Below are 12,542 nucleotides of genomic sequence, written 5' to 3'. Positions count from 1 at the left end.
AGTCTGTTGTACGGGGCTCAACATAAAGATACGCTACCCATGGGTTCAGGGTTAGGAAGGAACGGGATATCATGCTAGGAGCACACGAACAACGCAGCGAAGTCGCCCGCTTGCTATCACAGATCAGTGCTGAATATGAAGCAGCACATCGTGGCCTCTCAGGTCTGTCTTATGGTATGTCGCAGCATGAATTTATTACCGCACGTATGGAAAATATGGGGCAATTACATACTCAATTACAATCTATTGTAGGAGATGTTGCAATTGCAATGATTGCGGACCGCTTAAATACCGTTCATTCATAAGAACAACTTACATTCAATCGCAGATTTTTATTATATATCCTTATGATATGGCTCTGGCATATTCGTCAGACAGTATGCCAGAGATGTGTGCATGCCATATCTCTTCTGGCCAATTTCCTCTCACAACATTGAGGGCGTCTAAACATTAGACGCCCTCAATGTTGGCCCGTTTATGAAGCGGATATCTTTATTTAGCGCGCTCTAAAAACAGAAAAACAGGCAATGCTTCGATTATCTTGCGACACCAGATATATCGAAAGCATTGCCCGGCACTTGTTCAACATCATTCATCCGGGTAATACGCCATCTATACTAGTCATTGATCACCAGCAGTGGTTCTCTATGCACAATATCAATGTGCATGTCGGCATAAAAGCGTGGTGCCGCTCCATCCCAACGGCCAGCGACGACGTATTCTGTCTCCTCACTGGCAAATTCAGGCCGGTCCAGTACGTTGTGCTCATCATCTGTAAAACACTGTAGCCAATCTGTTACGTCGTCAGGCGACAGATATGGAGCTCCCTCACACACAAACCACTCTGCGATCCCCTGCAGGTAGAAACGGAAATTCGTGGGCAACACATGCTGCCTCACAATACGATACGCGCTCTCCTGGACATCTTTATAACCAGCCGCTTCCAGATACTGCGCGAGCTTTGAGCCAACCCAGCTATCTTCGTACGCATAACCATGATCGACGCGTTCACTCTCCCACAATTGTCGCGCCTGAAAGACCCGTTGCTGCAGAAAGGGATCAATAGAATGAAATTTCATGGTGCCAAAATCGATATCCTTAATCACAATGCGCCCGTTTTGCTTGAGATATGGGCCCATAGCAGCAAACGTTGCAACCGGATCAGGTAAGTATTGGCTGACATTGGCGCTAAAAATAACATCCGCCGTCCCCGCTTCAACTGGCAATTGCTCTAAAGTCGCGCGCTTATACTGAACTTGTTGGCGATACCAGGTATGATGACTTCTCCTCTGGGCGGTTACCAGTGCCTCAGTCGAGATATCAATACCCAGAATTTTCCCCCTCGCTCCAATCACCTCGGCAAGGAGAGGGGTCCATAAGCCCGGCCCACATCCAGCGTCGATGACAAAACTTCCTTTTTCAAGTTGCAATTCTCGAATCATCTGGGTGCGCTCGTGGATCTTACTCTGATGGTGCTTCACTAACCACGCGATCGCGTTTAGTGGAAGCCCACATTCATTAACATGCACAACATTGTTAACCGCCATCTTCTGCCTTATCCTTCCAGCCATCAAGTGTACTAGATTTGCTTACTCACTATTCGTGATGATCATTAATATACATGCTATATTATGAAAAAGCAATATATTGTTAGACATTGTAGGACTTCCGATTAAACATTGTAATGTATTAACGTTTGGGATTTAAAACATTAAAAATAATTAATACTGTGCGAAAAACATTAGGGGTGACATGCCTTGTGTGTGCACGTGTACGTATCTGAACATGTATGCATTACAGTGGCAAAACATTGTACTGTTCATAGGTATTACATAAATAACCCATTAAGATTTTTGAGTTTATTTAACATTTTGTATACCATCTATGTTATAATAGTGACCATGCTGCACGTGAAAATTGTACTATTGCAAAATACATAAGGAATATATCATGGGTAATGGGTCGGTCCCTGATGAAACACATAAAAAGAAGCGTGGCCGTCCGCCAGGCGCGCGTAAAGTGGTTGAGGAAACCACTGCCCGGACTGGGAAACACCGCCAGAAGAGTACGACATCTACGCAGTCGGCCCGGACGATAATCAAGGAGTCCGCGGCCAGTCCACAGGCGCTTCCAGATCAAGAAATACAAAATACTGATGATACAATTACTCCCTTTAGCTCATTATTACATACTATTATGTATCGCGATCGCATGGAGCTGTCGCGTGTAGCCAGAGAGCTGGCGGTGGCGGAAAATACCGTCTATCGCTGGATGAATGGCACCTCTGAACCTCGCATTATCCATTTAAAACGTTTGCCCGAGGTACTGCCGGAACATCGCACCCAGTTGATCGCTGCCATTGAACAGACCTTCGGAGACGTGATGGGCAATCCTACCCCCACGGTCAGGGGGATCAGTAAAGATATCTATCAGCATGTGCTGGGGCTTATGGCAAGCAGCCAGGACGATGAGACGCGCTTCTGGCAGATCTCTGAAATTGTGTTTGATGATATATTAGAGCACCTGGATGCAAATCACCTTGGATTGGCTGTTACTTACGCAAAGTTGATGCCGGCGCATCAAGATGGCATTCATTCTTTGCGGGAAGTGAAGATGCGTGGCCATGTTCCCTGGCCCGATACAGTCGATAGCAAAGCCTATCTGGGTAGTACTACCCTGGCGGGCGCGGCGGCCGTTCTGCAGCGCATCCAAATATGGAATGATACTGATAATAACCGCGCCCTGGTCGAGATTGATGACTATGAAAGAAGCGCCTGCGCCGTTCCGGTCCTGCGTGGAGGTTTGCTCGCGGGTGTGCTAATCGTTTCCAGCACTCACCCGGACTTTTTCAAAGATACTACTGCTTGCCAAGCGGTCGCGGAATATGCCTTACTGATGGGGGTGGCGCTGTGCGATCGCGAATTTTTTCCGTCAGCACTTTTACATCTCAGGCCGATGCCGCCATTGCGCTGGCAACGGGATGCTATCACTCGTACATATCTCAATCGCATCATTGCGTACGCCCATCAGCACTCGACATCGCGTAGTGAGGCCGAGTTTTGGATTCAACGAGAGATGGAATTAGAGTTCGAGGACGAAGCCCATACATTCGTAGAACAGCAAAAAGTAGTCCCAGAAATCTCTACTCCATCCGACTATTCACGATTCTTTGGATAGAGTAAGATAATTATGCAAAGTTCCGATCAATCACCAGAAGAGAAGCAGTCGCCGTTCAGTCAGCCGTCTGCCAACAGCGATCATAATACGTTAGAGTCTCATTCCAATGCTCCATCTCCGGAGGCTCGGGATGAACAGGGCTCTCTGAATAGAGATGCGCATAGAGACGCTCCCCGGTCCGTCAACAATAATGACGCGAGGCGCCAGGGGCAGAGCTATCCTCCTCTCCCTTCCTTTTACGAAAGAGAGCTCGCGAAATCGGCGGCACCTACACCTCCGGTAGCGCATCCGGATCCTGAACCTGCGGCACGCCCATCTGAGCCGCTGGATAGAGGACCTCAATCCGGTTATGCAGCCCCATATCCACCAACTACAGCGCCAATACCTGGTGGGTATATGCCTCCTCCAGGCTATCCTGCTTATCCACAGGGATTTCATTATCCGGGTACGCTGCCGCCACCGTTCGTGGCGGGCCCTCCGCCGGCCAGGCGATCGCGTAAGTGGCTCTGGATCCTCCTGTCGGTGCTGGCCGTGATTGTAATTGGCAGTTGTGGCCTGTGCGCATGGGCCAGTTCTTCACTCATTAGCCAGCCCTTCAGCGCGGCCCTTGGCAGTACTCAACTCGTCACAGATTACTACAGCGCCCTGCAGAATAAACAATATACCCAGGCCTATAGCTATCTCAGCCCTGAAGGATCCATCAAAGGATTGACGAGCGACCAGTTTGTGTCGCAGGCAACCCAACGCGATGGGCTCTATGGCCCGGTCTTGCGCTATACACCCTCTCAAACTAAGATAGATGGTACCAGCCTGGATAGCATGAGTATGGATGTTACGGTCGCCCGCCAGAAAAAATCGTATACCACCCACTTACAATTAAAATTAATTAATAACCAATGGAAGATCGTCGATTACGATCAGCTCTAACAGTTATAAAAGGAGGGAGACGGCCTTTACAGGCCGTCTCCCTCCTTTTATAATTCCATTTTTTCAAATCTCTCAATGATTGTGATAGGTAATTTCTGATATATAGCGTTTTAAAAAAATGGAGAGATAAATAATTAATTTACAGAATTTGATACCGTCCCCATCGGAACCTCGCGGCCAACACAGGCGCGAAGATCTTCACGGTAGAAACGCCATGTGCTTCCGACCTTGTGTCCGGTAAGTTGCCCCGACCACATGAGGCGATAAAGTGTTGAGCGGCTAACACGCAGGTAGCTCATTGCTTCTTTGAACGTCAGCAGAACATCTTCTTGAAGCATCTGTACGACCATGTATCCTCTCCTTGGAAAAATAAACTAATAAATAAGTGCACTTGACACTAACGATGTATCGCTGAGAACATTATGAATGATACTGTTATTGTCTCATTGCATGTTATAGTAACCAATGTTGATGCGTTTTCCTGTTAAGGAATAGTTGCGATCTGGTTAATTTTATTCCCAGCTCGGTTCGATCTTCACTACCTACCTATCTAAAAGGCACTGGACTTAGCTGTCTTCTTTGTACCCTATAATCATAACATAAAGTCTCGTTGCGTTTCATCCTGCGCCGCCCTGTTTTAGGGTTTTCTCCTTTCTTTTGGGAACCCCGTTAAGATTTTTTTACCAGCCGGCATTCAATAGATTATTGAGTTCCTGCTCATTACAGGCCACAGGAAAAATCGAGCAACCGGTCAGCTTTCTCAGGCGCGCAATCGCGATCTCGTCGGTCGGCCTGCACATCGCCACAGTCAATTGCTGTTGCTCGCGACCAACCGGCACACATTGCAACTCATAGGCTACAGAATGTGGTATCAGTTGCGCTACACGCTCTGGCAGGACATGTGGCAGTTCCATGTATGGTATCCCCGCCGCTTTGCCAGTCTCTTCTTGCTGCGTGTACGCGGTATAGATGGGCGACAACTCAACTACAGGCATGGGCTTGACGCCGCGCGTGTGAGCACTGATAATCGGCCGCAAGGTCAGCGTATGCGGTGCTTCACCGAGCTGATAATAGAACTGCTCAAATGACACAACTGATCGGGGCGGATAGGTGGCGCCCCCCAGAGCGATGGTTGTCTCTCTGGTCAGCGGTGGATCAGTCGTTTCGGCCTGCATTAAGCAGACATTCTGATAAATGCGTTCTAGTATCTTTCGTCTCCCAGCTGCGTCTACATCCGGGAAAATAATCGCTCCCCCCGAGGCATCGTAGATGAACAATTTGTCATCAATGCGCAGGGCGCGGCGCACATGGGCCAACACCTGGTTCAATAGATGAGGCGCGGCATGATATCGTTTGCGCCGATATAACGCCTCCGATTGAGGCGCTAGCGGGGGCGATTCCCGTTGTACTACATGTAGTAAGAGTACACTGATTGGAAATTGCGCAGGTAAAAAGTCATTCAATGCAACCCGAACCTTATTGCTTAATTCAACCGAAACAGGTATGCATTGATTTTCATCCCGCTCACCTTCCATTGGCATGCTGCCCACCGGGCAGACATTGTCAAAGACGAGGCATGTACATATCTCACAGGTTTCCATAACCGGATCGGTACGCCGCTTTAAGCGGGGCGAAATCTGCGCGATATTCGGTGCCTGATGCGGAATAGCTTTTTTCTTCTGCGTCATTCTGCCGTCCACACTCATTCTCTTTCTGGCACAACTAGAAAGCCTGTATTTTAACCACTGCATATGCACATATAGATACACAAAGGCACTGCTTAATGTAAGTATAGGCACTTTTTTCGGTGAAAGATGTAGCTATTCCGTTATGGTATGGTTAAAATGTGCTAGTAATGGTTAAGTTCCGCTACATCACCGGTCGCTTGCTAAAACAGCGGTTTGCAAGCGTTGACATGCGATGTAAACTTCTCTGCTGCCAGCGGAGTGCTCTCTGAGTTGTGCGCAAAAAGCTCTCTATGACTCAATCGAGATAGGAGCGGTAAAAGTATAACCAACACCAGGTACAGTCATGATGTATTGAGGAGAGTTGGGATCAGGCTCAACCTTCTGGCGTAGGTGCCGGATGTGCGTCTTGACCAGGCCAGAATCACCGGCCTCGTCGTATCCCCATACGCGCTCAATGATCATATCAGTAGTGAGTACCTGGCCTGTGTGCGAGATCAATAAGTGCAATAGGCGGCTCTCTGTAGGCGTCAGGCGCACTTTGGTGCCGTCACGAGTAACTTCGTGCCGCATCGCATCTAACGTCACAGGTCCTACGGTGATCGCCGATGAGCCAGCGGGACCACGCGTGTTAGACGCCCGCCGCATGACCGCTTTGATGCGTGCCAGCAACTGGCGTGGGCTGAAAGGCTTACGCAAGTAGTCGTCCGCCCCCATCTCTAACCCGCGCACCTCATCATCCTCGCGGTCATGTGCTGTCAGGATCATTACCATGGAATTGGTTTCTGTGCGCATCTGGCGACAGACTTCAAAACCATCAAGCTTGGGCATCTGAATATCTAAAATTACCAGGTCCGGTAACGTTTCCCTCCAACGTTTGATGGCTTGCTCCCCGTCAAAGGCTCGCACGACGTCATAACCATGACCCTTGAGCCAGTAGCTGAGCATATCTACCATGTCGCGGTCGTCATCCGCCACCATGATCTTCAATTCTGCCTCCTACCTGTCCTACATTACAATACTAGGATGTACCAATGTTGCTTTAAAATATGAATTTTGGTTATGCTTCCGTTTGTAGTAACGGGACAAAATAAGGGGCAGTAACATCTTGATACAAATTGGGCTATAGAATGACAATATGCGGCTATATTTATCCAAACGTCTGGCTGCTCAGTCCTGATGGCCTGCAGCGATGCTAAAGATCGGCTTGACGAAGGCTGGCAAACAGGCTAGATTATAGCAACGCGCACTTATGCAGCCGGCACTCATGCTTTTACAGTAAAAAATAAACAAAGCAGCAGATTCAGGAAAGCCGGCGCGCTCCATGATAAAATTAAAGAAGGATACGTTGGTGATGGAAAGAGAAACGTTGTTGGCCCTGGCCCGTGAAACAGCTCTGGGCGCCTATTGCCCCTATTCCCATTTTCACGTGGGGGCCACCCTGGTGGCCGATGGACAGGTGTTTGTGGGAGTGAACATTGAAATCTCTAGCTTCGGCCTGACCCTGTGTGCCGAACGTTCCGCCCTTTCGGCGGCCTTGACCGCTCAGGCCAGGCACATTACCCAGATCGCTATTGCCTGCATCGACGCGCCAGCGGATGCCCCCGACTATGAGCGCATGCCCTGTGGCGCTTGCCGCCAGTGGATCGCCGATCTCGCTCCCGAAGCGACCGTGTATATCGATGGGTGCGAGCGGGATTTTCAGGTCTCCGATCTGCTGCCATTTGCTTTTAAATTGTGATCGTTTTGTATTGCACTACCCTCTTGACATATACATGGCCCTTGTGTACGCTATAAGTCCCAATACTTTTTTAGTGTAGTGCCTGATCTAGTGCAACCCATGCTTGAAAGCGTTCTATATAGAGGTGCTTTTATGCTGGTCTGGCGCGAGCGCGCACAACGGCCTTTACAACCGTACATTCCCGCTGGCGGTAGCTATCTTTCTTTCTCCTGCCGTACCTTCTCACTTCCATTTTTCCCTGCGTCCTTCCTCTCCTGTAGGCGGCCCCATGTATATTCACTCGACACCTGCACGCTGATATGATCCGAAAGGAGAAAGCGATGTCACCACGTTTTACCCTTGGCGTCGAAGAAGAGTTTCAACTGGTCGAAAAAAATACAGGGCAACTGGTGTCTCATGTCCATACCATTCTCGATAAGGGGATACCGGTCTTTGGTGAGCTTATTAAGGCGGAAATGCTGCAATCAATGGTGGAGACCATTACGGGCGTCTGCGCTGATATTCATGCGTTGCGGCAGGACCTGGCTATGCGCCAGCAAAAATTAGCCCAGATTCTTGAGGGGGAGGGCCTGGCGCTGATTAACGCAGGAACCCATCCCAGTGGACATTGGCGCGATCAGCAGCGGACGATCAATCCACGCTATGAGGAATTGGAAGAGGAGTTTCAGGACGTCGGCCGTTCGATTCTGATCTGTGGCCTGCACGTGCACGTGGGGATCGATACCCATGAATTGGCGGTGCCATTGATGAATCAATTGCGGGCCTGGATTCCCCATCTGCTCGCCCTGTCGTCGAATTCTCCGTTCTGGGTGGATCGCTATACTGGCATAAAATCGTATCGCGCCATCGTGTGGAGACGCTTTCCTCGCTCTGGCATCCCTAACATCTTTTCATCTACCATGGAGTTCGATTGCTATGTATCTGACCTGATGCGCAATGGCTGTATCGACAATGCCAAAAAGATCTGGTGGGATATTCGCCCCCACCCGTTCTTCGATACCATCGAGTTCCGCGTCTGCGATATGCCTGGAACACTTGAGGATACAATGGCTATCGCGGCCCTCTGCCAGGCCCTGGTCTGCAAATTGACCTGGCTCTATGAACATAACATGCATACTATAGTGCTACCCAATAACTATATTGAAGAAAATAAATGGAAGGCCGCACGCTATGGCCTGGATGCAGTAATCGTTGATTTTCCACAGAATCGCCTTCTGACTATGCGCGAGTCACTCCATGAGACGCTGGATTTTGTGGAAGATGTGGTGGATCAATTGGGCATCCGCAGGGAGGTCAAGTATCTACGCGCCCTGCTGGATGATCCCCATGGGACGGGGGCGGATCGCCAGATCGCCGTTTATAATGAAACGCAGAGTATTCAGGCGGTGACCAGGTATCTGATACAGCGTTCAATGCCACACGTTTCACCGAACTCTATTGTGAGCAGGTCTCAATAAAAGACTCTCTGGCTGGGGCCATCCTATTGATCCACCAGCAGACCAATGTCATCCAATCACGAGAAGACCGCAATGTGGCGGTCTTCCTGGTTTTTCACATCGAGAAATCCTTATTCTTCCCACACGGCCTCAACAGGTTCCAGCAGTAATACTTCCTTGCCATCTCTGGCATGGACGCGAAATATGAAGCGATTCATCACGGTAAAGTTGAGGATGGCGGCGATAATGATGCCGAGCGCGCAGGACAACAAATCTGGCATTATCAGGTGAGCCAGGGTAAAGATGGCGAGATTGAGTAGAGCCGACCCGGAAATAGAGCAGTGAAAAGCCAACCAGCGCCCGAGTATAGCGCGTTTCGCGTTTGTGGCCGAGCACCGATCATGCCACGTAAAAAGGTTGCTGAACAAGAAATTCACCTGCGCGGAGACCAGGAAGGCTATGGTATTTGCAATAATGGGACGGCAACCAGAATGTACAAACATCTGCAGAAGACCCAGTTGGATGCAGGCACACGTACCACCAGTGCAAATAAAGCGTAAAGGGAGGGCTTTGCTCGAAAATAGTAGCTCTACACCTCGTCGCCATTGCTGGTCAATCATTGCCTTACAAAAGATCATACAAAAAAATCCTTTCTAGAAATCATCCCTCCTTTTTCTTTTCCCCATTTGATTGTAATAGCGCCATTAAATGATAAATACAATTATAGTCTTACAATTAAATGATATTGGAATCAGAATAATAAATTGGCAGGGAACGTTTATCGCACGTTCCCTGCCAATCGCTAAGAAAAAATGCGGGTATATATTACCCGGTCACAATATTAGTGGTGCACGACGCCTTCGAGGATGGCATCGATGCGCTGCAGATCGTTATCGCTTAGCTTGATGTCCACCGCTTTGATGTTCTCCTCAACCTGATCAGGACGCGACGCGCCGATAATGGTTGAGCTAACGTTCTTCTGACGTAGAATCCAGGCCAGTGCCAGCTGGCTTAGCTTGTAGCCGCCCTCTCCGGCCATCTTCTGCAGCTCCTGCACGGCCGTCAGCGTCTTGTCGTTGAGCATTTCTCCCATGAAGCCGTTGATCTCGCTGTTGCCGGCGCGCGTATCGGATCCAGGCTGCTGGCCGGGTTTGTACTTACCGGTAAGCACACCCTGGGCCAGTGGTGAGAACACAACCTGTCCGATCCCTTCACGCTCGCACAGCGGAATAATCTCGCGCTCGATATAGCGGTTGAGCATGTTGTAGATCGGCTGGTTCGAGACGATCTTGTCCAGGTTCTGCTCACGAGCGGTGTAGATGGCGTCAGCGATATTGGTGGTTGACCATTCGGAGACACCCATGTAGAGAATTTTACCCTGGGTGACCAGATCGTCGAGCGCGCGCAGGACTTCGTCGATCGGCGTCTCTGGATCGTAACGATGGCATTGATACAGATCAATGTAATCGGTTCCCAGCCGCTTCAGGCTGGCGTTGCATTGCTCCATGATATGTTTGCGCGAGAGTCCGCGATCATTGGGGCCCTCACCCATGGGGAAAAATACTTTGGTGGCCAGAACATATGAATCACGGCTGTATGAGCTCAGCGCGCGTCCAACAACCTGTTCGGCTTCGCCGCGATTATACGCATTGGCCGTATCAAAGAAGTTGATACCACCCTCGTAAGCCCGATGGATACAATCAATGGCGGTCTGTTCTTCAGTCGAATTGCCGTACGTCAGCCAGCTTCCAAGAGAAACGGCGCTAACCTTTACGCCAGCACGTCCTAAATGACGATATTCCATGGTAGATTCCTTCTAATATTTACAGCCCTGGCGGGCGATCTTTATCTCCTTCACATGACAGGGCTCTGAACATACGATCTTTTACAGATACGGTAATGTTAGATATTTAGATGCGCTCGCTAACCTTAAAATTTTTTACTCTCGTCTTCCAGGCGAGCGTGAGCGCCCCCGCTCAGGCGTCCGCATGCGCGGCCGCGCTGGTGTTTATATTGTTGTGTGATTTTGCGGTACGGGCGCAATGCGCCCGTACCGCAAAATCACACAACAAGAAAATAAGTGGAGGCGCCAGCGCCTCCAAGGCGGCGAAAAATACAGCCGCTTCCAGCATGGAAGAAAAAAAGATTAAGCCCTGGCAAGCTCCCTTATCCCTTCGTAGCGCTCGGGATAACGAAGCTTGCGCAGAGCCTTCACCTCGATCTGGCGGATGCGCTCACGGGTCAGGCGAAAGATAGTGCCAACCTCGTCCAGCGAGAGCGAGTGCCCTTCTTTGAGTCCATAACGCATCTCGATAATGGTACGTTCGCGCGGGCTGAGCACGGTCAGCGCCTGCTCGATCTGGGCTTGCAGTACCTGGTTAGCACTCTGATCAAGGGGGGCGGAAATATTGGTGTTCTCAATGGCGTCGGCCAGGTGATACTCTTCGTCGTCCGCCATGGGCGCGTCCAGAGAGATCGGCTGCTCCGAGGCGTTGAGGAGCTCTACGACGCGCTCGCGCGGCAGACCCATCTCGGCGGCTATCTGCTCCGGCAGCGGCTCAATACCCTGCTCCTGATACATACGGCGAGCGATGCGCTTGATCTTATAAATAAGCTCGACCACGTGTACCGGGATGTGAATGCTGCGCGAGTGCTCCGCGATGGCCCGACTGATAGCCTGGCGAATCCACCAGGTTGCATAAGTACTGAAGCGAAATCCGCGTCGGTAGTCAAACTTCTGCGTCGCCCGCATCAAGCCAATATTGCCCTCCTGAATCAGGTCAAGCAGCGGCAAGCCTTGATTGGAATACCGTTTGGCGATGCTGACAACCAGGCGTAGATTGGCTTCAATCAGATGCTGGCGCGCCTGCAGATCACCACGGGCCACGCGCTCGGCGATCTGCAATTCTTGCTCGGAAGTCAGTAAGGGATACATGCCGATCTCTTTTAAATACTGCTTGACGGCATCATCCACAGCCATGCGTTGATCTTCTTCAACGTCGGGCAATTCTTCTTCACAATCCTCAAAAAAATCTTTGTCGTCCTCAAGCGGGACTTCATCAAAAACGACTTCCTTGGTGCGGCGTTTCTTTTCTACTTTTTCAGAAACGAGCGTCTCACTATTTCTTGTTGCATTGATTGTTTTTACCACCATACCACCTAACTCCTTCTACTCTTCTCATGCAGCGTAGTGCATGCGCACAATTCCAAGAAAATCCTATGCCGGCTGCTTTCAGCCTTGCGCATTGAATGTCTGTCATTCAATGTTTTTTGTAGATTGCTCTCTCGTTATTAATACTTGCAAGATTCATGCCAAAAGTGGTGCGGGGAAGGAATTATATAAATCATATAGAGGCGATGTCTTTTTTTCGCTAAAAAAGACATCTCTAATGTTGCTTATACGCTTGATGAGCATAGAAAAATAAAGGTTAAAGCGATGAGGAATCAATCAAAAAATCGAAAAGGCTGTTAGTAAAAACTGAAGATATTTCGAGTGCTGTGGAATTTCGCTCACTAGAGGGTTTGTTACTTTTTCACCAGGCATGACATATCTGGTGCAGTACCACCTGCAGTGGA

General features: G+C 49.6%; 12 protein-coding genes. 5 read left to right on the top strand and 7 right to left on the bottom strand.

Annotation, left to right across the window (positions count from 1 at the left end; translation table 11 throughout):
* Positions 1-71: 71 nt before the first annotated feature.
* Entirely contained in the window at positions 72-305 is a 234-nt protein-coding gene (locus AABA21_RS26290) for a hypothetical protein (protein ID WP_338254798.1), read from the top strand.
* A 312-nt stretch (positions 306-617) separates the two neighbouring features.
* On the opposite strand, the gene AABA21_RS26285 is transcribed toward AABA21_RS26290, so the two are convergent.
* Positions 618-1,547, bottom strand: coding sequence for a methyltransferase domain-containing protein (locus AABA21_RS26285; protein ID WP_338254795.1), 930 nt, complete (start codon positions 1,545-1,547; stop codon positions 618-620).
* Positions 1,548-1,950: 403 nt separating this feature from the next.
* On the opposite strand from AABA21_RS26285, the gene AABA21_RS26280 reads away from it, so the two are divergent.
* Complete coding sequence (locus AABA21_RS26280; RefSeq protein ID WP_338254793.1) at positions 1,951-3,177, top strand: GAF domain-containing protein; 1,227 nt, start codon at positions 1,951-1,953, stop codon at positions 3,175-3,177.
* A 12-nt stretch (positions 3,178-3,189) separates the two neighbouring features.
* The gene (locus AABA21_RS26275) at positions 3,190-4,104 is read left to right on the top strand and encodes a hypothetical protein (protein ID WP_338254792.1); all 915 of its coding nucleotides are present in this window, start codon (positions 3,190-3,192) and stop codon (positions 4,102-4,104) included.
* 134 nt (positions 4,105-4,238) lie between these two features.
* Here AABA21_RS26275 and AABA21_RS26270 read toward each other — a convergent pair whose 3' ends face one another.
* From AABA21_RS26270 to AABA21_RS26260, 3 genes are all read right to left on the bottom strand, one after another.
* Positions 4,239-4,454 carry a helix-turn-helix domain-containing protein gene (locus AABA21_RS26270; RefSeq protein ID WP_218030882.1) on the bottom strand — a complete coding sequence of 72 codons (216 nt, stop codon included), beginning with the start codon at positions 4,452-4,454 and terminating at the stop codon, positions 4,239-4,241.
* Between the two features lie 330 nt (positions 4,455-4,784).
* Positions 4,785-5,804, bottom strand: coding sequence for a GspE/PulE/PilB domain-containing protein (locus AABA21_RS26265; protein ID WP_338254790.1), 1,020 nt, complete (start codon positions 5,802-5,804; stop codon positions 4,785-4,787).
* A gap of 276 nt (positions 5,805-6,080) precedes the next feature.
* The gene (locus tag AABA21_RS26260) at positions 6,081-6,770 is read right to left on the bottom strand and encodes a response regulator transcription factor (protein WP_235845843.1); all 690 of its coding nucleotides are present in this window, start codon (positions 6,768-6,770) and stop codon (positions 6,081-6,083) included.
* Between the two features lie 373 nt (positions 6,771-7,143).
* Here AABA21_RS26260 and AABA21_RS26255 point away from each other — a divergent pair, with 373 nt between their 5' ends.
* Complete coding sequence (locus AABA21_RS26255) at positions 7,144-7,530, top strand: cytidine deaminase (RefSeq protein ID WP_420917174.1); 387 nt, start codon at positions 7,144-7,146, stop codon at positions 7,528-7,530.
* Between the two features lie 320 nt (positions 7,531-7,850).
* Positions 7,851-8,987, top strand: coding sequence for a carboxylate-amine ligase (locus tag AABA21_RS26250; protein ID WP_338254788.1), 1,137 nt, complete (start codon positions 7,851-7,853; stop codon positions 8,985-8,987).
* 110 nt (positions 8,988-9,097) lie between these two features.
* Here the strand turns inward: AABA21_RS26250 and AABA21_RS26245 are convergent, their stop codons facing one another.
* The 3 genes from AABA21_RS26245 to AABA21_RS26235 all read right to left on the bottom strand — a co-directional run bounded on the left by AABA21_RS26245 (position 9,098) and on the right by AABA21_RS26235 (position 12,120).
* On the bottom strand, positions 9,098-9,604 hold the full coding sequence (locus AABA21_RS26245; protein ID WP_338254787.1) for a GtrA family protein: 507 nt from the start codon (positions 9,602-9,604) through the stop codon (positions 9,098-9,100).
* Between the two features lie 203 nt (positions 9,605-9,807).
* The gene (locus AABA21_RS26240) at positions 9,808-10,770 is read right to left on the bottom strand and encodes an aldo/keto reductase family protein (protein WP_338254786.1); all 963 of its coding nucleotides are present in this window, start codon (positions 10,768-10,770) and stop codon (positions 9,808-9,810) included.
* A 342-nt stretch (positions 10,771-11,112) separates the two neighbouring features.
* On the bottom strand, positions 11,113-12,120 hold the full coding sequence (locus tag AABA21_RS26235; RefSeq protein WP_338254785.1) for a sigma-70 family RNA polymerase sigma factor: 1,008 nt from the start codon (positions 12,118-12,120) through the stop codon (positions 11,113-11,115).
* Positions 12,121-12,542 lie beyond the last annotated feature (422 nt).

The organism is Dictyobacter halimunensis, from assembly GCF_036245075.1.
Note: the sequence above shows the minus strand (reverse complement) of the source record. Positions and strands in the feature narration are given on the sequence as shown.